Below are 22351 nucleotides of genomic sequence, written 5' to 3'. Positions count from 1 at the left end.
GTGATTCTGAAATCCCTCCTCAGAGCACTAGGGCGAGGGACTCCAACGCTGGTAGCGGATCGCGGAGGTCAATGCCGGCAGGAATGAGCACATTGCTCGTGACGCCAACCTCTCCCAGCTCGATCAACCGGGCGCGTACCTGATCCGGAGTTCCCGCGAGAGCGAGTTCGTGAACCCATGGTGCGGGCATCGCGCTCGCGAACTCCTGCGGGGAGCTGCAGCGCCTGCGCAGCTGCGCGAACTCCTCAGCGAAATCCAGCGGAGCAATATGTGGCGCCCAGTCCGGTTCGCCGATGGCAGCCAGGGAAGGCCGGGCATTGCCGACGGCGGTCGCGTAGTCCTCGTGCACGCTCGCCACGTTGTACGCCACCACGCGGTGCGGCCTGCCGGCCGCGATCTGATCGATGGCGGCCCGCACGTAGGCAGGGGCGCACGGTTCGGCCAGTACGGTGCCATCGGCGATGCGGCCGCTGACGGCCAACGATTTCGGCCCGCGCACTCCGAGGAGCAGGTCCGGAGCGTGGGCAGGGACGGAACTCGGATCGAGCACCACGGACTCGGCTCCCGGAAGCGGGCGGCCCGCCAGCATCTCGCGCAACCCTTGGGTGTAGGCGGTCAACGCCGTCAGTGGTCGATCCGGCCACGCACCGACGGAGCGCATCCAATCCGGCATACCGTGGCCGATTCCGGCATCGAGCCGGCCGGGAAAGAGCTGAGCCAGGCTCGCCAGTTCCATGGCCGCGAATGCCACGTTCCGGGCACCGGCTGGAAGGATGCCCAGACCCACCCTGATCGTCTCGGTGGCCGAGAGTGCGAGCGTGGCTTGGGCGATTCCGCCCCGGAAGCCGAGATCCTCCACCACCCACAGCTCGGCGAACCCCAGTTCCTCCGAGCGGCGAGCGAACGTTCGAACGGTCGAGGCATCCAGATCGCGGGGGAGCATCACACCGGTCATGGGAGAGGTTGTCATAGGTGCGAACGTAGCGAATCGGAGGCCGATGGGGGCGTGGAGAAGCGAGCGGTAGATCGTGACGCCAGCCACACGTACCCCCGCTGGGACATATCGATTCGGTAACGCGGCGCGCTGCACGGATAGACGTAAGGCAGACTCAAGAAACGTCGTGTGAACACGTGTGGCCCGTGACGGGCTCCGACCGACATGCCGCCGGGGGCGTTCCAGCCGCCCGGTGATTGCCCGCGAACCCGACCTGGGAGCACCGTGCCAGCCATTGAGGCATCCGGCCTGACAAAGATCTTTGGGCGCCGTCCCGAGCGAGGTCTACCCATGCTCCGCGAGGGCGCCTCCCGAGAGCAGCTCACGAAAGAGGGACTCACGGCGGCGGTCATCGACGCCGATTTCGAGGTGAGCCCCGGCGAGATTTTCGTCGTGATGGGTCTGTCCGGTTCCGGCAAATCCACGCTCATTCGCATGGTCAACGGGCTCCTCGAGCCGACCGGCGGATCGATGAAAATCGACGGCGAGGACATTACCCACCTGTCCAAGAGCGGCTTGCGTGAGGTTCGCCGCAACAAGGTGAGCATGGTCTTCCAGCACTTCGCCTTGCTGCCGCACCGGACCGTGGGCGAGAACGCCGCCTACGCTCTTGAGCTGCGCGGAGTGAACAAGGCCGATCGGCAGAAGCAGGCCGACGAAGCTCTTGGCATGGTCGGCCTCGACGGGTGGGGAGGCTTCCTGCCTGATCAACTCTCCGGGGGGATGCGCCAGCGCGTGGGACTTGCCCGCGCACTTGCTGCCGGAACCGACGTCATGCTGATGGACGAGGCGTTCAGCGCGCTCGACCCGTTGATCCGCAAGGAGATGCAGGATCAACTCCTCGAACTCCAGTCCGAGCTCGGCAAGACCATCCTGTTCATCACCCACGATCTGAACGAGGCCATGCGGCTGGGTGATCGGATCGCGATGATGCGCGACGGTCGCATCGTCCAGGTCGGCACGGCCGAGGAGATCCTGAACGAGCCCGCCACCGATTACGTCTCCCAGTTCGTTGCAGATGTGGACCGCGCCCGAGTACTCACCGCTGGCGCCGTGATGGAGCGGCCCGTGGCTGTGATCGGTCCTGGTACGGGCCCGAAGGCGGCGCACCGGCTGATGCGGGAGCACCAGACGTCGGCGCTGCTGGTGGTCAGTAGGGACCGCCGCGTGCAGGGAGTGGTCTGGGAAGACGACGTGGCCGTTGCCGTTCGGCAGGGCACCGAGACGTTGCCGCTCCAACGTGACGGCGTGGCGCAGGTGGGCGTTGACGACCCACTCGCTGAACTGTTCCAGCACGCGGCCGCCACCCGTGCGCCGCTGGCTGTGGTGAATGACGCCGGCGTGCTGCAGGGAGTTCTTCCGCGCGTCACGCTGCTCAGCGCGCTTGCGATTCCCGAGACCGACACCGAACCGGACACGGAACCGTCCGACGACGGACCCGATCCTGCACTCGAGACGGCTATGGGAGGCCCCCGATGAGCTCCATGCCGCACGTTCCGCTCGGTGAGTTCGCCGATTCCGCGGTCGACTGGGTCAGACTGAACCTCCCCGGTCTCCTGGACGGCATCAGCGACACATTCAATTCGCTTTCTGAAGGTCTCACCGACGTCCTGATGATGCTCCCGTCGCTCGTGATGGTCGTGCTCTTCGCGCTGCTAGCGGCATGGGTGCGGTCGGTGAAGTTCGCTGTTTTCGTCCTGCTCAGTATGGCTCTGATCGTCAGCATGGAGCTCTGGGAACCGGCGATGCAGACGCTGGCCATGGTGATTGTGGCGACGATTGTGGCGATCATCATTGCCATCCCGGTGGGGATCCTCGCTGCCCGGAACGACACGGTCAGCGCTGTGGTGCGGCCCGTGCTCGACTTCATGCAGACGATGCCCGCACTGGTGTACCTGGTGCCCGTGGTGATCTTCTTCAGCATCGGGTTCGCCCCTGGTGTGGTCGCGACGATCGTCTTCGCCATGGCGCCGGGAGTGCGACTCACCGAACTGGGCATCCGGCAGGTCGACTCCGAGACGGTCGAAGCCGGCCACGCGTTCGGTGGAACCTCGAGCCAGATCCTGCGCGGTATCCAACTGCCCCTTGGATTGCCGACCATCATGGCCGGCGTCAATCAGGTAATCATGCTGGGGCTGTCCATGGCCGTGATGGCCGGTTTCGTTGGCGCCCCCGGACTAGGAAAGATCGTGACCTCTGCGCTGGCAACGGTGGACGTCGCGCTCGGGTTTGAAGCTGGACTGGCCATCGTATTCCTCGCCATCTTCCTGGACCGCCTGACCGGCGCCATCGGTCAACCGACCGAGGGATCTCTGAGCGCCGCGTGGCGTCGCCGACAGACGGCGAAGGCTGAATTAGCAGCAGCGAAGTCGTATCGGCCAGCCCCTGGGGCCGGAGTGTGACGGGCTAACGCCACCGTTGAGATCGAAACCGAGTACTTGTAGTCGAAACCAAGGAGATCACATGCGAAACTCACTACTAGGTCGTGGCCGGGTCACGGCAGTCGTCGCGACCGCGGCCGTTGGCCTCTCGCTCGCCGCGTGCGGTGATAGCGGTGACAGCGACGGCGGCACGACAGGCGGCAGCGGTGAAGACACCGGTGACGACCTCGGCACCATCACCCTCGGCTATATCCCGTCGTGGACTGACGGTCTGAGCACGGCCTACCTGCTCGAGAACAAGCTCGAAGAGGCCGGCTATACGGTCGAGCACGAAGAGCTGAACGAGGCCGGCGTGCTCTACACCGCGCTCGCCCAGGGTGACGTAGACATCTACCCATCCGCGTGGCCCGAAGTCACGCACGCCACCTATATGGAGGAGTACGGCGACAGCATTGAGGATCTCGGCGCCTACTACCCCAACGCCAAGCTGACCTGGGCGGTGCCGGAGTACAGCGAGATCACCTCGATTGCCGACCTGCCCGACTACGTTGATGAACTCGACGGTCAGATTGTCGGGATTGAGCCCGGGGCCGGCCTGACTGAGGCCAGTCAGGACAGCGTCATCCCAACCTACGGTCTGGACGAGGCAGGCTTCTCCCTGTCTACCTCCTCCACGTCGGCCATGATCGCCGAACTCGACAGTGCTATCCAGGCCGAAGAGGAGATCGTCGTCACCTTGTGGCGTCCGTTCTGGGCGAACGCCGAGTACGGCGTCCGCGACCTGGAGGACCCGGAAGGTGCACTCGGTGAAGCCGAGGCGCTGCACTTCCTCGCCACCGAGGGCTTCTCCGAGGAGCACCCGGAGGTCGCCGAGTGGATCGGCGGCATCGAGCTTGACGACGCGCAGTACGGCGCGCTCGAGGACTCCGTGGTGAACGTCCACGAGGGCGAGCCGGCCGCGGGCGTCTCCGCGTGGCTTGAGGAGTACCCGGACCTGGTGGGTACCCCCGGAGAGTGATCTCCACCTGAACCACGCGCTGGGCCGGTCAACCATTTCGGTTGGCCGGCCCAGCGTCGTTCTGCCGTACCCCTGTCTGCGCGGCGAACCCAGGGTTGACCGTGGCGACTGGAATACGTCACCGTGCGCGGAATGCTGTCCCAGCTCGACGCATAGCCGTCGACGTAGTCAGCTTCCGGGAGTGCGCGGCCTCCTCAGCCGCTGACAAGATCCATCCGAAGGAACTCGGTGATGTGCAAGAACCGCGGCGGGCGGGACGCATCCGCCGGCAGCGCCCTGAACGCCTCGTCCTCGTCGACCAGCCGCGGGGCACCGAGCCCCATCTCCTTGCCGTCGATCTGCAGCCGAGCAGTCCCGGCCGCCCGAACGTTGCGCACCCAGTCCGCACCCGATCCATACACCAGGACGAAGAGGTAGCCGCCGTCCACCTCGAAGGCGTCCAGAGGTGTGCGGTACGTCGTTCCGGAGCTGCGACCGGTGTGGATCAGCACCGGCCACTTTCCGCTCTCGACGGCGCGTCGATTGAACACACGCTTGTTGATGTGACCCCACCACAGCGGCATCGGCATGAGCGTCTCCTTCGTCTGAGCGCCGGACCTGGCGCAACGTGGTGGCGGGATAGAACCTTCGCTACCTAGGCGCCAGGACTACGCGCCTTACGTAGTAAGTTTGTCGCGTCGGGAGAGGGGCTGTCAACAGGCGAGCGCTAGGCGACCCGGGTCGGAGGACCGTGATGGGGACTTCGTCGGTGGCAAACATTCGTGTTTGTTACCGTCTTCCCATGTCCGTCTCCCAGCTCTCAGCGAGCGCGCAGAACTATCTCAAGGCGATCTGGGCGCTCCAGGAGTGGTCCGACGAACCGACCACGCCGTCGAGCATTGCCGCACGTGCAGGCGTGAAGCTGTCCACCGTCTCCGATGCCGTCCGCAAGCTCACCGACCAGGGCCTGCTGGAGCACGCACCGTACGGGGCGATCACGCTCACTGCGCAGGGCCGCACGCACGCGTTGGCGATGGTGCGCCGGCACCGCTTGATCGAGTCCTTCCTCGTTCAGGTGCTCGGCTACACCTGGGACCAGGTGCACGATGAGGCCGAAACGCTCGAGCACGCCGTCTCGGACTTCATGGTGGAACGTATCGATGCTCACCTGGGCCACCCCGCGCGGGACCCCCACGGTGATCCCATCCCCACTGCGGACGGCACGATCGAGATGCCGGACGCCGTCGCCCTGTCTTCGGTGGAACCGGGCGCTCGAGTGCAGGTGGAGCGGATCTCGGACGACGACCCGGCGCTGCTGCAGTTCTTCGCCGAGCACACGGTGGGCGTGGGCTCCGTGCTTGAACTGCGCCCCGGTCCGCCCTACTCGGACTCGATCGATGTGCTCCTGCCCGACGGCGAACGCGCGGTTCCGTTGGGACGGTCCGCTACAGACGCCGTCTGGGTCACGCCCGCACGCTGAGGCGTTCCTGCCCGCGCTGACGACGTTCGCTGTGCCGGCGGCGCTCGCGCCACTTCACCACAGCCAGCACGGCAGCGAAGATCGCCCCGTAGAAGACGGCCATCCCGGCGCTGGTGGCGGCGTCGAGTACGTACGCGATGCCGAAGCCGCCCGCGGCCCCGCCAGCGGCGATGACTGCGGTGAGCCCGAGCAGCACCGGTAGGCGGCGACTCAGCAAATGAGCCGTCGCGGGCGGGATGATCACCAACGCCAGCACCAGGATCGCACCGGCCGCATGGAATGCGGCAGTGACGGTGAGCGAGACGGTGAACATGAACGCGGTGTTGATCCAGCCGGTGCGGATCCCGAGCGCGGCGGCGAACTGCGGATCGAAGGTGGTTGCCTTCAGCTGCGGATACAGGGCGGCGATGAAGGCGGCATTGCCTGCCAGCACCGCGAGCATCACATAGAGATAGGTGGGCCCGAGCGAGAGGCCGCCGATGATCAGGTGCTCGAACGCGGCCAGGTTGAGGTCGCCGACGAGCACGGCGTGGGTGTCTAGGTGCACATTTGCGAAGTTCAGCGTCACCATGATCACGCCCACACTGAACAGGGCCGGGAAGACCAGGCCCTGCGGCGCATCCCCGGTGAGCAGGCCCGTGCGGCCGAGCCACTCCGCTCCTCCCGCCACGAGCAGCCCCGCGAGCGCGGCCCCAACGATCAGCAGCGGGGAATCGAGGTTCTGGGTGAGCGCATACCCCACCACGATCCCGGGCAGTACGGCATGGCCGATCGCGTCCACCAGCATGGAGCTGCGCCGAAGCACCACGAACACCCCGGGCAGCCCGCAGGCGACGGCGGTCACCACCGCGAGCAAGAGCACCCCGACCGCGAAGCTCATCCGGCACCTGCTTCGGTGAGCAGTTCCCGCCGCAGCGCCGCTCGGGCGCGACGTTGCGCCAGAGAGCGCATCAGCACGCTGCGCCGCGGAGCGACGAGGATCGAGACCAGGAAGATCGCGAACAGAGTGAGCACGATCAAGGGCCCGGTCGGCACGTTCCCGAGCGCGATCGACAGATACGCCCCGAACCCGCTACCGATGGCACCGATCGCCGCGGACAGGCACACCATGCCCGGCAGGGTCCGGGTCCATTGCCGCGCGGCCGCTGGGGGCGTGATCACGAATGCGACCATCAACACCAAGCCGACCGCCTTGACTCCGACCACGGTGGCGATCACGATGGTGGTGAACATCAGGGTGTCGATCACCGGCGCACGGAAGCCGAGCACACTCGCATGGTCCGGATCGAATGTCCGCAGCGCGAACTCCTTCCAGAACACCACCATCAGCGTCAGTGCGATCACGCCCACACCTCCGCTCGTGATCAGGTCGGCGAAGGTGATCACGGAGGCGTTGCCGAACAGGTAGTCCTGGATGCCGCCCTTGCCCGGATAGGTCCCGTTCGCGATCACCCGCAGCAGCAACATCCCGATCCCGAAGAACACCGTCAGCGAGATGGCCATCGCGGTGTCGATCCGGATCTTCGTGGTGCGGGCGATGCCGTTCGCGCCAAGCACCGCGAGAGTGCCCACCACGACTGCGCCGATGATCAGTCCGATCATGTTCCGCCCATCCGCGCCCAGCACGACGACGGAGGCCAAGAAGGCCACGAGGGTTCCGGGGAGTGCGGCGTGCGAGATCACATCGCTGATCAGGGATTGCTTGCGTAGGTAAGCGAAGGAGCCCAAAGCGCCCGCCACCAACCCGATGATCGCCGTGCCGGCGAACACCATCCGGTAGGTGTGGTCGCCGAAGAACTCCAGCAGGCTCATGAGATCAGTTCGGTGAAGGCCTCGCCCGTCCCGCTCACCTCGTAGGCGATCCGGACGTTCTCCCGGGTGAACGACTCTTCGGCCGGTCCGGAGGCCACCACCCGCTGGTTCAGCAGGGTGACGTGATCGCAGTAGTCGCGCACCGTCGCCAGGTCGTGATGGACGAGCACCACGGTGCGGCCCTGCTCCCGCAGTGAGTGCAGCACCGCCACGATCGCATGTTGGCTTCGCGCATCCACCCCCTGGAACGGCTCGTCCATGAGGAGCAGGTCGGGTGCCTGCACCAGGGTGCGGGCCAGGAAGGTGCGTTGGCGCTGCCCACCGGAGAGTTCACCGATCTGCCGCTCGGCGAGCTCGGCGATCCCGGCCTGCTCGAGCGCCGCGAAGGCCTGGTCACGTTCGGCGGCCCCCGGGCGGCGTAGCCAACCGAGCCGGCCATAGGTGCCCATCGTGACCACGTCCAGCACCGTCGTCGGGAAATCCCAGTCCACGCTGGTGGACTGGGGCATATAGCCCACCCGGCGGCGCACGCGCGCCAGCGGCCGGTCGAAGAACTCCGCCGTGCCAGTCAACGGGCGGACCAGGCCGAGCATCGCCTTGATCAGCGTGGACTTCCCCGCCCCGTTCGGGCCCACGATGCCCATCACCACTCCGGCTGGAACCTCCAGATCCACGTTGCGCAGCACGGGTTCTGCCCCGTAGGCCACGCTCAGCCCACGGGTGCGGCATGCCGTCGGCAGGTCACTCACTGGTCCTCCACGAGCGCGTCGGCCACGGCGCGGGCGTTGTGGGTGAACACCTCCAGATAGGTGTCCACATCCTCGTCGGCGCCGAGGGAGTCGGCGTAGAGCTCTGCACCGGAGATCTGGACCTGCCAGCCACGGGACGCCGTGGCCTCTTGCAGGCTGGTGATCGCCTGGGGATTGGCCTGGTTGTCCTGGAAGATCACCGGCACCTGGTTCTCGACGATCAGATCTGCCAGCTCGCTGAGCTCCTCGGGACTGAGCTGCGCCGTGGTGGAGATGAAGTCGGTCGCACGCACGTCCAGGTCATACACGTGCCCGAAGTAGGCGAACGCGTCATGTCCGGTGATCAGGATGCGCGGCTCGGGAACGCCGGCCAAGAGATCTTCCACCTCCGTGGCGGCCGCCTCGATCTGGCCTGCGTACTCCTCGGCGTTGCCCTGGTACTCCTGGGCATGGTCGGGGTCGAGTTCGGCAAGCTTGTCGGCCACGTAGCCGACCACCAGGATCCAGGCGTCCGGACTGTTCCAGACGTGCGGATCGTGCAGCGCGTTCCCGTCGGCGTCGGTGTCCGGCCACGCGAGCAGCAGGTCCTCCGGGAGGAGGTCCCCGACGGCAAGCTGCCGCTCGCCAAGGCTGCTCAGTTGGTCGATCATCTGCGCTTCCAGGTGCAGACCGTTCCAGAACACGACATCGGCGGACTGGATCGTCTGGATGTCCCGGGTGGACGGCTGATAGGTGTGCGGATCCCCGCCCGGTCCGACCATCGTGGTCACCTCGGCCTCAGGGGCGATGTTCGCGACGGCGTCCGCCAGGTAGCCGGTGGTGGCATAGACGGTCAGAGGATCGTTCTCCCGGTCCGAACCAGCGGCTGTCCCGCAGCCCGTGAGGGCGAGAACAAGGGTGGCACCGGCGACGACGAGCCCCATGGGAGTTCCCAGCTGGGCCGTGGCGATCGGCATCAGATACCCTCCTCGGCGGTGTGAAGACGAAACTTCGGCGTATCGAAGTTATAACCTGGCTCCGCCTCACTCCGCAAGTGCACCTCGCCGTCGATGCCGGTGCAGGTGTGCGCCATGATGGATCTCAGGTGTTCACAGTGAAGGAGATCCTCGGATGCGAACGGTGATTCTCGGCGGCACGGGCGCGTTCGCCTCCCGTGTAACACAAGCCTGCCTCGAACGCGGCGATGAGGTCATGGTTCTCACGCGCGGCCAGCGACAGCTCGCGGAACGGGCGGCGGATGCCGATCGACTGACCTTCCTGCGCGCCGACCGCCAGAATCTGCAGGCCTACGAGGGCGAATTGAAGGCGTTCGCTCCAGAGGCCGTCATGGACGCCATCTGCTTCACGCCCGCCCATGCCCGCCAGTTGGTCGACCTGTTCGGAGCCGCACGGCGTGTGGTCATGATCAGCTCGGTCGATGTCTACGGCGCTGACATCGGCGCGGCCCCGGTCTCCGAGACCCGCCCGCCCGCACCCGCCTCTGACTACGCCGCGGGCAAAGCCGAGGCCGAACGGACCGTCCTGGATGGTCTCGGGCCCCGGGCAACGGTGATCCGGCCGAGTCACATGCTCGGCCGCGGTTACGGCACCGCGGGTTTGTGGGGTCGCACGGAACACGTCGTCGCCCGGCTGCGCGCCGGGCTGCCGATCGCCCTGATCGACGGCGGCCGTGGGGTGACCACACCGGTACACGCCGTCGATGTGGCCGCCTGGGTCCTGGCCACGATGGACAACCCGGCGGCCGACGGCGAGGTGTTCAACGCCGTCGGAGCGCAGATCACCACGCAATGGCACTACTTCGCGACGATCGCCGACCTGCTCGGCGTTCCCCTGCGCACAGTCTCCGTTCCCGGCGCGGTGATCGCGCAGGCGGGGATCGCGAACCCGTTCCGGTTTCACCGGCCCTACAGCTGCGCGAAGGCTGTGCGGGTTCTCGGTCACGAACCGTCGGCCACGCTGGCGTCGATGCTCGCCGAGACGATCCAGGCGATGCCGCACGTCCTGGGCGCGCCGCAGACGCCGCCGGAGCTGACGGCGGCGAGCCTCGCTGAGGATCGGATCGTCGAAATGGCCGACCGGCACACCGAGGACCTCCTCAGTGCACTCACCCGCCTGCGCTGATCGCGTTGGCCTCTCGGCTACACCCGCGGGAGAGGGGCGCTCCCACTCTCCCGCGGGGAGATCACACCTGCCGGGCGCGGACCGTCAGCACGGTTCCGAGTAGCAGCAGGACGCCGATGGCCAGGGCGGCAGCGGCTGGCGCGATGCCGGTGGCGGGGAGGTCGTCACCGTCGGAATGTGCCGGCGGGCCGGCCGGGTTGGTGGGTGCTTCGGAGACCACGAGGCTCACCGCGCTGCTCGAGGCGGCCAGATCGTCGGTCCCTGCGAAGGTGGCCACCAGGTCCACGGTGCCCACCTCGAACGGCGTGATCTCGCACTCCGCGCGCCCGTCGGCATCAGTGACGCCGGTGCAGGTCTGGTCGCCGAGGGTGAAAGCGACCTCCTGCCCGGACAAGTCGACATCCGCGGCGTCGCCACCACCGATGATCTCCGTGGGCACCCCGAACCGGGCCCGGTCACCGGTGGGTGCGCCCTCCCCGGTCGGAGCGGTGAGCAGCACGCTGACCGTGACCGGCTCGCCCTCGGTGGCCTCATCCGGACCCAGGGCCGCGAGCGTCGTGGCGGTCTTGTCCACGTCGGCAGTCGTGGCGGCCGAGGACGGCAGGTAGTCATCGGTGCCGGAGAACTCGGCGCCGTACTCCTGCTCACCTGCGGTCAGGGGTGTGACCTCACAGGTCGCCGTCCAGCCTTCGTCGGTCTCGGTGAGCGCGACCTCGGCACACTCCGCGATTGGCTCACCACCGGCGGTGAAGGTGACCGTACCCGCGCCGTCGGTCGGGCTGACCGTGGCGGAAAGCGTCACCGGTGCCGGGAAGGCGCCCGCTGGGCTCGCGGTGAGAGTCGTCGCGGTCGCTGCGGGCAGCACCTCGACACCGGCGGAGGCGGAGGAGGACTCGAAGTCATCCGTCCCGGCGTAGGCGACCTGGACGTCACCGGACTGGGCGACGGCGACGGCGTCGAACGCGCACGTGGCCACGCCATCGGCGTCGGTGGTGGCGAGGCACTCCTCACCGGACCAGGTGAAGGTGAGCGCAGCGCCTGCTAGCACGGCTCCGTCGACCGCGTTGATGAGGGTGCCCGTGAGGGTCACCTGCTCACCCACGGTGACCGTCTCGGGCGCCTCGAGCGCCAGGGCGGTCGGTGCGGGCGCCACCGTGACCTGCGTCGAGCCTTCGGAGGGCTCGTAGTCGGCAGTCCCGGAGTAGGACGCGGTCACCATGCTCTCGCCGACAGGCAGTGTCGCTGTCGTGCACTCGGCCGCCCACGTGCCCTCGACGTCGGCCAGCGCGATCTCCTCGCAGCCATCGATCACCTCCTCACCGGCGGTGAAGGTGACGGTGCCGGCGCCGACGGTCGGCGCGACCTGGGCGGTGAAGGTCAGCGGTTCGGTGAACTCGCCGGCGTCCGGGCCGGTGACCTCGGTCGTGGTGGGGGCGGCCGCGATGGTCACCGGCTCGGAGGTCTGCGCCGGGGTGATGTCGGTCGTTCCCGCGAAGGAGACGGAGACGGGAGAGGTCTGGGCCGCCGTCGGGGTGAACGTGCACTCGGCGCTGCCGGGGGAGATCGTCGTACCCGTGCACGTCTCCCCGTCGAAGGTGAACGTGACCTCAAAGCCCTCCAGGGCGGGTGCGAGACCACCGAATGCAGCGTCGAAGTCCGCGGAAGCGACAAGCGGCTCGCCGACCACGCCGGTGACATCGCCGGTGTAGGTGAGGGTGGCGGGGGCGCGGAGCACCTCAACCGTCGCGGTGTCGGAGGAGGTGAGGTAATTCGAGGTGCCGCTGTAGGTGGCGACGATCTCGTTCTCGCCGACCGGCAGGGTGGCCGTGGTGCACTCGGCCGTCCAGGCACCCTCGACGTCGGCCAGCGCGATCTCCTCGCAGCCCTCGATGGCGTCCGCACCCGCGGTGAAGGTCACGGTGCCCTCGCCGTCGGTCGGGCTCACGGTCGCGGTGAGGCTCGCCATGCCTCCGACGACGATCTCCTCGGTACCGGTGAGGGTGGTGGTCGTCGAGGCGGTGCCGACCTGCAACTCCTCGGTGACCGAGTTCGGCAGGTAGTAACCGGTGCCTTCGTGGGAGATCTCGACCGATACCGCGCCGGCGGACGGCACCGTCAGTTCGCACGTGGCGAGGCCGTCGTCGCCGGTGAGGGCGGTGCAGTCCGCAGCGGAACTGCCTGCGAGGGTGAAGGAGACCTCGATCCCCTCGAGGGGATCGGCGTCGCTGGTGAGTAGTGCGCTGACCGCCAGGGGTTCACCGACGGTGCCGCTCTGCGGACCGGTGAATTCGAGGGTGGTGGTGCGGCGCAGGGCCTCGATCGCGATCGTGTCCGAGGAACTGTCGAAGGTGGCGTCACCGGAGTAGGTGGCAGTGACGTCGTGCTCGCCGACGTCGAAGGCGGCAGAGCAGTTGGCTGTGCCATCGCTGAGGACCACCGACCCGCAGCCGGGGAGGGCACCCTCGTCCGTGGCGAACGCCACGGTGCCGGTGGCGCCGTCAGGCACCGTGGCGGTGAACATGACCGACTCGCCCCAGACGGGGGTGTCGTCGTCGACGGTGAGCGTGGTGGTGCTGAGCGCCCGAACCACGTCGACAGTGTGCGGTGAGCTGGTCGATGCCTGGTAGAGGCCGGCGCCGTTGTAGTCGGCGACGTAGGTGTGCTCTCCGGGCAGTGGCGTCGAGGGGGTGCAGATGGCCGTGCCGCCAGTCACGTGGACGGCGCCGCAGCCGCTCACGGTCTGCCCGCCCTCGCGGAAGGTGACGGTGCCGCTGCCGGGCGCTGGCGACACCGTGGCCTCCAGCACCACCGGGCTGCCATAGCGGGTTGAGGCCGGGCCAGTGAGTGCGATGGTGGTGCTGATCTCTGCCGGTGTCACGGTGACCGTGGCGGTGACCGGGGAGGTGCCGCTGATGCACGCGGCCCCGTCGATGCTCAGGCAGTAGGAGAAGGAGTCCGGGCCGGCGTAGCCGGAGTCAGGGGTGTAGGTGAAGGCACCGCTGTTGGTGATGTCCAGGCTGCCGTTTGCGGGCGAAGCCGTCACCAGACCGACATAACTGATCCCGCCGGACGCGGCCGGATAGAGCGTGCCGTCATAGGAGGCGTCCTGCTCGACGGAGAAGGACTGGTCGCTCAGCGCCGGGTAGACGGCGACTGAGCCGGTGACGGGTGCGCTCTTGCACCCGCCCTGCCCGGTCAGCACGCAGTAGACGAACGTTGCCCGGCCAGTGAATTCTGCGTCGGGCGTGAAGGTGAACGAACCGTCCGCTGACCAGTTCAGGGAGCCGCCCGTGGTGGCGAAGACCGCCAGGGGTTCATCCGTGATGTTGCCGGAGTCCAGGAGGAGGCCCTCGGAGGCCGGCACGCTCAGCGCCTGACCTTCGAGCGTCTGGTAGGACTGCGAGTACAGGTACGGCTGGCCGACGTAGAGGTAGGCCCGCTCCGTGTTCGACACGCACGTGCCACCGGCAGCGAGACAGTACGAGAAGTACTGCTCACCCGCCGAACCCGGGCGTGGGTCGAGGGTGAACGAACCGTCCGCGTTGACGGTGAGGACCGAGTCGGGCCAGAGTTCTTCCTCGACCACCATCACCTCGTAGCCGGCCGCGGCGACGTCGTTGCTCATCACTCCCGGCGCCGGGACGTTGATCGGCGTGCTGATCGGGGAGCCATACGTGTCGCCGTACGCCACCGGAGTAGCCGCCTGCGCGGGAGCCGCAATCGCGACCACCCCCACCAGGACGAGGAACGCGACGACGGCGCTGGAGATGATGCGCGTGAACGACGCGCCGGCGCGCGCAGGCGCGGTGCTGACAGACATGAGACCCCCGGGTCACGATGCAGCCCAGTCGCCACACCCGGGTTATGTCTATCGGGTTCTTGTACGCACCCACAACGACCGGATGTAACGATCAGGTCACGGTGCCCTGTTGCTGTCTGAGGAAGGTCTACCCGCGCGGGATATTCCGCAAGTTCGACCGTGCCATCGACACCGCCTCTCCGGCTCCGCCGTTCAGCACGATCTTGCTGAGCGCCGTCGCGAACCCGAACACCTGATCCTTCGTGATCTTGGGCGGGATCGACAGGGCGTTCGGGTCGGTCACCACGTCCACCAGCGAGGGGCCGCGGTGGGTCAGCGCCGTCTCGAAGGCACTGCGCAACTCGGCCGGGTCGTCCACCCGCTGCGTCTGCAGCCCCATCGCCGCACCGATCGCGGCGTAGTCCACCTCGGGCACGTCGACGCCGTGGTCGGGCAGCTTGTCCACGAGCATCTCCAGTTTGACCATCCCCAGCGTGGAGTTGTTGAACACCACCACCGTGATCGGCAGCTCATACATCACCGCGGTGAGCAGATCACCGAGCAGCATCGACAGGCCACCGTCGCCGGCCACGGCGATCACCTGGCGTTCCGGGAAGGCGAGCTGGGCGCCGAGCGCCTGGGGCATCGCGTTCGCCATTGACCCGTGCTTGAACGAGCCGATCAGGTCACGGCGCCCGTTCGGGTTGATGTACCGCGCCGTCCACACGTTCCCCATCCCGGTATCCGCGGTGATGATCGCGTCCTCGGCGGCCACCTGATCCAGGATGGAGGCGGCGTACTCGGGATGAATCGGCCGCAGGTGCTCGACGTCCTTGGTGTACGCACCCACGGACTTGTTCATCAGCCGGTCGTGCTTGTCGAGCATCTTGTCCAGGAAGCGGCGGCTCTTCTTGGTCGCGATCTTGGGTAGCAGCGCCTCAAGTGTGGCGGTCACGTCCCCGTGCACCGGGATCTGGACCTCGGTGCGACGTCCGATCACGGCCGCGTCGCGATCCACCTGCGCGGTGCGCACATCCGGGAGGAACTGGTCATAGGGGAAATCGGTACCGAGCAGCACGATCAGATCGGCGTCCGCCAACCCGGCGGCTGCGGCACCGTACCCGAGCAGGCCCGTCATCCCGACGTCGTAGGGATTGTCGTACTGGATCAGATCCTTCCCGCGCAGCGAGTGCCCGACGGGGGCCTTGACCTTCTCGGCGAGGTCCACCACCAATTCGTGCGCGCCCTTCGCGCCGTAGCCGACGAACAGTGCCACGTTCTTCGCGTCATCGATCGCCTCGGCGAGGGCCTGCAGGGAGGCGGCATCCGGCGTCAGGATGCCGTGCCGCACCGGCGTATAGGTCGGGGCCTGAGCTGTGGCCTCTTCGTCGGCCACGTCACCTGGCAGGGTCACGACGGCGACCCCTCGCTTGGCCAGGGCGTGCGAGATGGCTGCGTGCACCACCCGGGGCGCCTGGTCGGTGGTGCTGACGAGTTCGGAGTAGACCGAACACTCGGTGAACAGCCGGTCCGGGTGGGTCTCCTGGAAGTAACCCTGCCCGATCTGCGCGGACGGGATGTGACTGGCGATCGCGAGCACAGGCGCGCCAGTGCGGTTCGCGTCATAGAGGCCGTTGATCAGGTGCAAGTTTCCCGGCCCGCACGAGCCGGCGCACACGGCGAGCTCTCCGGTGAGCTGGGCATCGGCCGCGGCGGCGAACGCGGCGCTCTCTTCGTGCCGGACGTGGATCCAGTCGATCCCACCCTCGGCGGAACCGCCGGTGCGGCGCACCGCATCGACCACCGGATTCAAGCTGTCTCCGACGATGCCGTAGATGCGGCGCACTCCTGCGGCCTGGAGCTGACTGACGAGCTGTTCGGCGACGTTCATCTCTCGACGCTAACCCGGCAGTGGCGGGCTCGCCGCTCAGGCGTCGCGCTCGCCTGCTTCCAGGGTGAGGCGATACACATCCCCGCGATAGAGCGAGGTGGTGTACTCCACATGGTCGCCGTGCTGATCGTGCCCCACCGTCGTGGTGAGTAGGCACGGCACGTCCTGGCCGATCGAGAGGTGCTCGGCGCTGGTGGCATCGACCAGAGTAGCGGCCACCTCGAACCGTGCCCGCCGGATCTGTGTGCGGTACTTCGTGCGCAGCAGGGCATACAACGATGCCTCGAGGTCATGGCCGAGGAACCCGGGAAAGCGATCGGCGGCCAGTCGGGTGTGCTCCACGCACAGCGGCACGTCGTCCCCGTACCGGACCCGGCGGATGTGCAGCACCGAGTCCTGGGTACCCAGGTCCAGTTCCCGTCGCTCGGCGTCGGTCGCGGCGGTGATCGATGCTTCGAGGAGCCGGCTCGAGGGGACTCGACCGGCCGCTCGCATCGTCTCACTGAAGGAGGTAGAGGTCAGTGCCTTGCGCATGGTCGGCTCACGGACGAAGGTGCCCCGGCCCGGGATTCCCTCGATGCGTCCGCCCTCGGTGAGAATCTGCAGAGCGCGGCGCACGGTCATCGCCGAGACCCCGTAGCTGGCCGCGAGTTCCTGCTCACTCGGGATCCGGTCGCCCGCCTGCTTGGCATCGATCATCGTGGACAGATCACGCGCGATCGCGTCGTACTTCTTCACTGATCCTCCCTGCTGCCACGGTTCGGGAGGTCGTCGGCCCCCGCAACGACGCGCCATGCCGAGCGGGCGGCGCCGATCAACGGAGCGTTGCCACCTAACGTGGACAGCCGTACCGGGATGTCCCGCAGGGGAGCAACCAGCTCCGTGCGCAGAGTCTCGCAGACGGCGTCCCACCACACCGCCGAAGCCCCCGCCACACCCCCGCCGAGCACCACCACGTGCGGGTCGACCACGGTGACCACCCCAGCGATCGCCTGCCCGAGCGCGGTGCCCGCGCGGCGAACCACCGCAACAGCGTTCTCGTTCCCGGCATCGGCCAACCGGAGCACCTCAGGGGTCCCCGCGGGCCGGCCCGGATCCTGGAACCGAAACTGCTCGGCGATAGCCGGGCCGCACGCCACCGCCTCCAGATGCCCCACTCGTCCGCACGGGCAGCGGAGCTCGCCCGCTCCGGCGGACGGCATGTGCCCCATCTCGCCTGCTGCATGATGGGCGCCGCCCAGTACCTGACCGTCGAACACTACGGCGCCACCGACACCGGTGCCGATTGCCACCACGAGCGCGCTGGGCACGCCGGCTGCTGCCCCGGCCCACGCCTCACCGATCGCATGGGCACGGGCGTCGTTCAGCACGGTGACGGCGACGCCGAGGTCCTGAGTCAACCTCGCCTTCACGGGAGTCCCCGGCCATCCGGGGAAGGTCTCGTTCGCCCCGGCGATCACACCGGAGCCGGTGTCGACCATCCCAGCCGTGGCGATTCCGACGGCACCCGGTGCGCCCCACCCATCGCGTGCAGCCTCGTGCCGGACGTCAGCGACGAGCCTGCGCACGCCATCGAGTACGGCATCGGGGCCGGCGGCTGCCCGGGTGGGGGCGGTGTGCAACCGACCGAGCCGACCATCAGGACCGACCACTGCGGCGGCCGTCTTCGTACCGCCGATGTCGACGCCGATGACCGAACTCACCTGCGACATTCTGCCCATCCCTTGCCCTCGCGGTTCACTCGCCGGTCAGCGAGGACTGCTCGCCATAGTGGTCATCGTCCTGCCAACACCCTAGGGTATATAGATAACCCTATGGTGATTGGTCAGCGAGCGCGATGCCGCTGACCCTGTGAGACGGAGTGATTGACGATGGTGCACCGCAGGCAGGTCGGTACGGACGACCGGCGGGCATCCGTTCCTGTGTGGGAGCGGTTGCGGGGCGAACTGATCGTCTCCTGTCAGGCCTACCCTGGCGAACCGATGCGGGATCCCCGCACGACGACGCAGGTGGCGTTGTCCGTGGTGGCCGGCGGTGCCGCCGGGCTCCGGCTGCAAGGGACCGACGACATCCGGTCGGTGGCCGGGCAGGTGGACGTGCCGATCATCGGCCTGTGGAAGGACGGCACTGAGGGGGTGTTCATCACCCCCACGCTGCGGCACGCACTCGCCGTGGCCGAGGCTGGGGCGCAGGTGGTCGCCTTGGATGGCACCCGTCGGCCACGGCCGGACGGGCGCACCCTTGCCGAGACCATCACCGAGTTGCGGGCGGAGACCGGCGTACTGGTGATGGCCGACTGCGGATCGGTCGCCGATGCGGTGGCAGCCCAGGATGCGGGCGCGGACCTCGTGAGCACGACCCTGTCCGGCTACAGCGGTGAGCGGCCGAGGTGCGAGGGCCCGGACCTGGAGCTGGTGACGGAGATCGTCGAAAAGGTGCGCATTCCGGTGGTGGCAGAGGGGCGAGTACGGACCCCGCAACAGGCCGCAGAAGCGCTCGAGCGTGGCGCCTTCGCCGTCTGCGTGGGAACAGCGATTACGCACCCGGCGTCCATCACCCGGTGGTTCCGGGAGACGCTCCCGACTGCTGGGGGACGGTAGCGCCCCTCGGCCGGCCGCGGCGCCCGGTGGCGCCGGCGGCGAACGCAGCGATCACGAGCAACGCGATCACGATCATCATCGCCAGCCGGAGTCCGACCTCCTCACCGACGAACCCCAGCAGCGGCGGACCGACGAGGAAGGCCAGGTAGCCGCACGTTGCCACGGCACTGACCCGCTCGGACGCACGATCCGGATCGTCTCCGGCCGCCGAGATCGCCACCGGGAAGCCGAGCGAGGCTCCCAGCCCCCACAGCACCACCGCCACCCCGGCGATTACCGCACTGGGGGAGAACACCACCACGGCGATCCCCACGATCGCGCACACTGCACTCAGGCGCAGCACCACGGGTCGCCCGAAGCGTTCCACCACGGGGCCGCCCAGGAAGCGGCCCACGGTCATCGCGGCAGCGAACCCGGCGAAAACGAGCGAACCGCTCGTGGCAGAGACGTCGTGACCGTCCACCATGAGCAGCGGCAACCAGTCATTGGCGGAGCCCTCGGCGAACGCCATCGCCAGTACGACCACCCCGATCAGGACCAGCCGGCGGTCACGCCACACGCTGGGGCGAGGGGCCGCCGTCGGGGTGCTCGACCGGGCACGGACGGAGACCTCGATCCCGGTTCCGGCCACCACTCCCGGCAACGCCCAGAGGGTCAGGCCAGTCATCACCGCCGCGGCGAGCAACAGATGCCAGGCAGGGGAGAAGTTGATCGCGGTCAGCCCGATGCCCACGAGCGCGCCGATCACTGTGCCCAGGCTGAAGCTGCCGTGCAGGATCGGCAGCACCGGCCGGCCGAGCAGCCGCTCCAGCTCGGCACCGGAGATGTTCAGGCCGATCTCCCCGAGCCCGCCGCCGATGCCGAAGACCAGCAGGCCGGCGAAGACGACCGGCGCGGCCGACCAGAGGGCCCCGAGCCCCACCAGCGCCGTTCCGGCGATGACGCACCCCGTCCCGATGGCGATGACCGGACGGGTACCCCATCGGCGGACGAACCACCCCGAGCTGATCACGCCCGCCATCGAGCCGACGCTGAGGCCGAACAGGATCATGCCCATCTGCGCTGTGGAGGCCTCGACGGCGTCCCGGATCGCTGGCGTGCGGGTGACCCAGGAGGACAACCCGACCCCAACGATCAGGATGAGGGCAAAGAGCGAATAGCGACGACGTCGCAATGAGGGCATGGACTCGATCGTAGGAGGGTCTCGCTCGAGCGATTCGCGAGGTCCCATGCCGGAGGGCTTCCGGAGGCCCTCAACCCGCTTGCCCCACTCCCAGCCAGACGGTCAGAATCGCGCGAGGCTGCCGAATTCGTCGTTGGCCCGGACCCATTCCTCGACCATCCCGGCCCCACCATGCCCATCGCCCTCGTCGATGACGAGGCGACTGGCGGGCCAGCGTCGGTGCAGCTCCCATGCGGTGCGCACAGGTCCGCTGATGTCCCGCCGTCCGTGGATCAGCACCGCGGGGATGTGCCCGATCCGGTCCATCCGGTCCAGGAGCGGTGGCTCGGCGAAGCCGTCGTGCGCCCAGTAGTGGCTGGCGAGCACCGTGAACGCGTGCCGGAAGCCCTCGTCCTCCCAGCGCGGATCTCGCCGGAACCCGCCGGTGCCGACCGAGACGTGCACGTCCTCCCAGCGTGCCCACGCCAGTGAGGCAGCATCGCGGGTGATCGGGTCGCGCAACAGGCGTGCGTAGGCCTCCACCAGGCGCCCTTCCCGACGGCGGTATGTCGCCTCTGCCTGTTCGGCGTGGGCCGCGAAGCGGTCCCATTCCTCCGGGAAGATCATCCCCACCCCCTCGGTGATCCAGTCCACCTCGGCGCGGGAGGTCGTCGTGACGGCGAACAGCACGATCCCTCGCACCCGGCCCGGGTGCGCCTGCGCATAGGCGATGGCGAGCGTGCTGCCCCAGGACACCCCATTGACCACCCATGCCTCGATACCGAGATGCTCCCGCAGCTCGTCAAGGTCGGCGATCAGGCGGGGTGTGGTGTTCGCCTCCAGATCGTGTGCCGCCTCGTGTGCGAGCGGAGCGGACCGGCCGCACCCCCGCTGGTCCAGCCCGATGATGCGGTACCGCTCGGGGTCGAACTTCGTGACGTACCCCCGTGAGCCCAGCCCACCGCCCGGGCCGCCGTGCAGATAGAGCGCGGGGACACCGTGGGGGTTGCCCGATTCCTCCCAGTAGACGGACTGGCCGTCCGTGGCCGTGAACAGGCCGTGATCGTGCGCCGTGGTGCGCGGATACACGCGAGTCCTCCCTACCCGGCGGCGTCTGGGTCGCACGCCACCATCAGCGTCTCCCACCCGCTGTCCACGGCCGTGCCCACTGCCCCCCGCAACACGGTGTCCTCGCGAAAGGAGGAGAGCCGGCAGTCGATACCGATGGCTCCATGCGCTGCCAGTCGTTCCTGGAAAGCGGCCACCAACGCCGGGCCTGAGCGTGCGATTCCGCCCGAGATGGCCACAGTACGTAAATCAAGCCCGACGCAGAGTGGAGCCACCGCGGCAGCGAGCGGGTCGATGCCCTGCGCCAGGGCGCGCTGGGCCACGGGATCGCCGGCACCTGCCCTGCTGATCAGCGCTTCCGTCCTCAGTTCCGCGAGCTCGCCGTGCAGCGGGAGCCGGTCGGAGCGGACGACTTCTTCGAGGTGGCGCATCGTTCCGGTGGCCGGGTCCTGGACGAGGAGGGCGCCAAGCTCTCCGGCCCCGCCGTGGCGTCCGCGAAAGATCTGCCCGTCGAGCACGATTCCTGCACCCAGGCGCTGCCCCCACTGCAGGCTGAGGAAGTCCTCAGGCATGTGGGCCATGGTGCGCATCGCTCGTGCGGCCAGGTTGGCGTCATTCTCGACCGCGACGCGGCCACTCACCAAGGGTGCGAGGGCAGCAATCACCTCGGCCGCTGTCCATGCGCCGAGCCCGGGGCGCAGCTCGATCCCTCCGGAGGGCTCTTCCACGATGCCCGGGCTCGCGACGGTCGCCGCCAGCACGGCCTCCCGGGCCAAGCCGGCCTCCGCCAGTGCCTCGCCCATCATCGAACTCAGCACCGTCAGCATGTCCTCGCCCAACTGGATGGGCCGGCGATGCTCTCGCCTTGCTCGGCGTACACCGTCCAAGGTGGCGACCTCCACCACCGCACGGTGCGCACCGGCGTCTGCGCCCACCACCGCGAACCGGTCGAGGCTCACGCTGTAGCGGACAGCGGGTCGACCGGCCTTCCCGGCAGGTTCGAGCCGACGCACCCAGCCGCGACTCTCGAGTGCGGCCACGATGTGCGAGACGGTCGGCCGCGTCAGCGCGGTCATCTGCGCCAGCTCGGAGATCCGCACCGGATCGTGGGCGCGCCGCATCGCGGCAAGCACATGGCGGGTGTTGAGCACCCGGAGGCGGCCAGTCCCGCGCGCATGCTCGGCCATGTCAACAGTCACGGGCACATCCTACTAAACGAAAGATCATTTACGAATGATCCTTGCGTATGTCATGTGATTCCTGTTACACATGGCTTGTTCGCTCCCATTCCCCCGCT

The 22351-nt window shown here is 68.1% G+C and carries 19 protein-coding genes; 6 read left to right on the top strand and 13 right to left on the bottom strand.

Translation table 11 applies throughout. The features are described 5' to 3' along the window. Window positions 1-19: 19 nt before the first annotated feature. Complete coding sequence (locus LQF10_RS19030) at window positions 20-1042, bottom strand: LLM class flavin-dependent oxidoreductase (RefSeq protein WP_290371124.1); 1023 nt, start codon at window positions 1040-1042, stop codon at window positions 20-22. A gap of 243 nt (window positions 1043-1285) precedes the next feature. On the opposite strand from LQF10_RS19030, the gene LQF10_RS19025 reads away from it, so the two are divergent. The 3 genes from LQF10_RS19025 (at window position 1286) to LQF10_RS19015 (ending at window position 4393) form a co-directional block, all read left to right on the top strand. Then, window positions 1286-2473: a quaternary amine ABC transporter ATP-binding protein gene (locus tag LQF10_RS19025; protein WP_435531416.1), complete on the top strand. Its 1188-nt coding sequence runs from the start codon at window positions 1286-1288 to the stop codon at window positions 2471-2473. After that, window positions 2470-3396, top strand: coding sequence for an ABC transporter permease (locus LQF10_RS19020; protein WP_231065412.1), 927 nt, complete (start codon window positions 2470-2472; stop codon window positions 3394-3396). The genes LQF10_RS19025 and LQF10_RS19020 overlap by 4 nt, the downstream gene beginning before the upstream one ends. Window positions 3397-3457: 61 nt before the next feature. After that, complete coding sequence (locus LQF10_RS19015; protein WP_231065411.1) at window positions 3458-4393, top strand: glycine betaine ABC transporter substrate-binding protein; 936 nt, start codon at window positions 3458-3460, stop codon at window positions 4391-4393. Window positions 4394-4587: 194 nt separating this feature from the next. Here LQF10_RS19015 and LQF10_RS19010 read toward each other — a convergent pair whose 3' ends face one another. Next, window positions 4588-4962: a nitroreductase family deazaflavin-dependent oxidoreductase gene (locus LQF10_RS19010; protein ID WP_231065410.1), complete on the bottom strand. Its 375-nt coding sequence runs from the start codon at window positions 4960-4962 to the stop codon at window positions 4588-4590. A 212-nt stretch (window positions 4963-5174) separates the two neighbouring features. On the opposite strand from LQF10_RS19010, the gene LQF10_RS19005 reads away from it, so the two are divergent. Continuing rightward, window positions 5175-5852, top strand: coding sequence for a metal-dependent transcriptional regulator (locus tag LQF10_RS19005; protein ID WP_231065409.1), 678 nt, complete (start codon window positions 5175-5177; stop codon window positions 5850-5852). On the opposite strand, the gene LQF10_RS19000 is transcribed toward LQF10_RS19005, so the two are convergent. The 4 genes from LQF10_RS19000 to LQF10_RS18985 are packed head-to-tail and all read right to left on the bottom strand — an operon-like array spanning window position 5836 to window position 9369. Next, a complete protein-coding gene (locus LQF10_RS19000; protein WP_231065408.1) occupies window positions 5836-6732 on the bottom strand; it encodes a metal ABC transporter permease in 897 nt (298 codons plus the stop codon). The genes LQF10_RS19005 and LQF10_RS19000 overlap by 17 nt on opposite strands. Further along, window positions 6729-7664 carry a metal ABC transporter permease gene (locus LQF10_RS18995; protein ID WP_231065407.1) on the bottom strand — a complete coding sequence of 312 codons (936 nt, stop codon included), beginning with the start codon at window positions 7662-7664 and terminating at the stop codon, window positions 6729-6731. Before LQF10_RS18995 ends, LQF10_RS19000 begins: the two co-directional genes overlap by 4 nt. Beyond that, window positions 7661-8413 (bottom strand): metal ABC transporter ATP-binding protein, encoded by a 753-nt coding sequence (locus tag LQF10_RS18990; protein ID WP_231065406.1) that lies wholly within the window; start codon window positions 8411-8413, stop codon window positions 7661-7663. The genes LQF10_RS18995 and LQF10_RS18990 overlap by 4 nt, the downstream gene beginning before the upstream one ends. Further along, window positions 8410-9369, bottom strand: a complete 960-nt coding sequence (locus LQF10_RS18985; protein ID WP_231065405.1) for a metal ABC transporter substrate-binding protein — start codon at window positions 9367-9369, stop codon at window positions 8410-8412. The genes LQF10_RS18990 and LQF10_RS18985 overlap by 4 nt, the downstream gene beginning before the upstream one ends. A gap of 154 nt (window positions 9370-9523) precedes the next feature. Here LQF10_RS18985 and LQF10_RS18980 point away from each other — a divergent pair, with 154 nt between their 5' ends. After that, the gene (locus LQF10_RS18980) at window positions 9524-10534 is read left to right on the top strand and encodes an NAD-dependent epimerase/dehydratase family protein (protein ID WP_231065404.1); all 1011 of its coding nucleotides are present in this window, start codon (window positions 9524-9526) and stop codon (window positions 10532-10534) included. A 61-nt stretch (window positions 10535-10595) separates the two neighbouring features. Here the strand turns inward: LQF10_RS18980 and LQF10_RS19425 are convergent, their stop codons facing one another. The 4 genes from LQF10_RS19425 to LQF10_RS18950 form a co-directional block, all read right to left on the bottom strand. Then, a complete protein-coding gene (locus tag LQF10_RS19425; protein ID WP_290371123.1) occupies window positions 10596-14354 on the bottom strand; it encodes an Ig-like domain repeat protein in 3759 nt (1252 codons plus the stop codon). A gap of 127 nt (window positions 14355-14481) precedes the next feature. Beyond that, window positions 14482-16224 (bottom strand): pyruvate dehydrogenase, encoded by a 1743-nt coding sequence (locus LQF10_RS18960; protein ID WP_231065403.1) that lies wholly within the window; start codon window positions 16222-16224, stop codon window positions 14482-14484. A 36-nt stretch (window positions 16225-16260) separates the two neighbouring features. Next, entirely contained in the window at window positions 16261-16962 is a 702-nt protein-coding gene (locus LQF10_RS18955) for a GntR family transcriptional regulator (protein WP_231065402.1), read from the bottom strand. Continuing rightward, window positions 16959-17927, bottom strand: coding sequence for an ROK family protein (locus tag LQF10_RS18950; RefSeq protein WP_231065401.1), 969 nt, complete (start codon window positions 17925-17927; stop codon window positions 16959-16961). The genes LQF10_RS18955 and LQF10_RS18950 overlap by 4 nt, the downstream gene beginning before the upstream one ends. 168 nt (window positions 17928-18095) lie before the next feature. On the opposite strand from LQF10_RS18950, the gene LQF10_RS18945 reads away from it, so the two are divergent. After that, on the top strand, window positions 18096-18824 hold the full coding sequence (locus LQF10_RS18945) for an N-acetylmannosamine-6-phosphate 2-epimerase (RefSeq protein WP_231065400.1): 729 nt from the start codon (window positions 18096-18098) through the stop codon (window positions 18822-18824). Here LQF10_RS18945 and LQF10_RS18940 read toward each other — a convergent pair. The 3 genes from LQF10_RS18940 to LQF10_RS18930 are packed head-to-tail and all read right to left on the bottom strand — an operon-like array spanning window position 18778 to window position 22253. Next, window positions 18778-20055 carry an MFS transporter gene (locus LQF10_RS18940; protein ID WP_354002607.1) on the bottom strand — a complete coding sequence of 426 codons (1278 nt, stop codon included), beginning with the start codon at window positions 20053-20055 and terminating at the stop codon, window positions 18778-18780. The two genes, LQF10_RS18945 and LQF10_RS18940, sit on opposite strands and share 47 nt — an antisense overlap. A gap of 54 nt (window positions 20056-20109) precedes the next feature. After that, a complete protein-coding gene (locus tag LQF10_RS18935) occupies window positions 20110-21075 on the bottom strand; it encodes an alpha/beta fold hydrolase (RefSeq protein ID WP_231065398.1) in 966 nt (321 codons plus the stop codon). Between the two features lie 11 nt (window positions 21076-21086). Beyond that, the gene (locus tag LQF10_RS18930) at window positions 21087-22253 is read right to left on the bottom strand and encodes an ROK family transcriptional regulator (RefSeq protein ID WP_231065397.1); all 1167 of its coding nucleotides are present in this window, start codon (window positions 22251-22253) and stop codon (window positions 21087-21089) included. Window positions 22254-22351 lie beyond the last annotated feature (98 nt).

This window comes from Ruania halotolerans, assembly GCF_021049285.1.
Lineage (GTDB): Bacteria > Actinomycetota > Actinomycetes > Actinomycetales > Beutenbergiaceae > Ruania > Ruania halotolerans.
Note: the sequence above shows the minus strand (reverse complement) of the source record. Positions and strands in the feature narration are given on the sequence as shown.

Excerpts from the sequence above, each read along its gene's own strand:
- LQF10_RS19005 (WP_231065409.1), top strand. The coding sequence starts at position 5,175 with ATGTCCGTCTCCCAGCTCTCAGCGAGCGCGCAGAACTATCTCAAGGCG.
- LQF10_RS19020 (WP_231065412.1), top strand. The coding sequence starts at position 2,470 with ATGAGCTCCATGCCGCACGTTCCGCTCGGTGAGTTCGCCGATTCCGCG.
- LQF10_RS19015 (WP_231065411.1), top strand. The coding sequence starts at position 3,458 with ATGCGAAACTCACTACTAGGTCGTGGCCGGGTCACGGCAGTCGTCGCG.
- LQF10_RS18960 (WP_231065403.1), bottom strand. The coding sequence starts at position 16,224 with ATGAACGTCGCCGAACAGCTCGTCAGTCAGCTCCAGGCCGCAGGAGTG.
- LQF10_RS19425 (WP_290371123.1), bottom strand. The coding sequence starts at position 14,354 with ATGTCTGTCAGCACCGCGCCTGCGCGCGCCGGCGCGTCGTTCACGCGC.
- LQF10_RS18945 (WP_231065400.1), top strand. The coding sequence starts at position 18,096 with ATGGTGCACCGCAGGCAGGTCGGTACGGACGACCGGCGGGCATCCGTT.
- LQF10_RS18980 (WP_231065404.1), top strand. The coding sequence starts at position 9,524 with ATGCGAACGGTGATTCTCGGCGGCACGGGCGCGTTCGCCTCCCGTGTA.
- LQF10_RS19000 (WP_231065408.1), bottom strand. The coding sequence starts at position 6,732 with ATGAGCTTCGCGGTCGGGGTGCTCTTGCTCGCGGTGGTGACCGCCGTC.
- LQF10_RS19025 (WP_435531416.1), top strand. The coding sequence starts at position 1,286 with ATGCTCCGCGAGGGCGCCTCCCGAGAGCAGCTCACGAAAGAGGGACTC.
- LQF10_RS18995 (WP_231065407.1), bottom strand. The coding sequence starts at position 7,664 with ATGAGCCTGCTGGAGTTCTTCGGCGACCACACCTACCGGATGGTGTTC.
- LQF10_RS18985 (WP_231065405.1), bottom strand. The coding sequence starts at position 9,369 with ATGCCGATCGCCACGGCCCAGCTGGGAACTCCCATGGGGCTCGTCGTC.
- LQF10_RS18940 (WP_354002607.1), bottom strand. The coding sequence starts at position 20,055 with ATGGGACCTCGCGAATCGCTCGAGCGAGACCCTCCTACGATCGAGTCC.
- LQF10_RS19010 (WP_231065410.1), bottom strand. The coding sequence starts at position 4,962 with ATGCCGATGCCGCTGTGGTGGGGTCACATCAACAAGCGTGTGTTCAAT.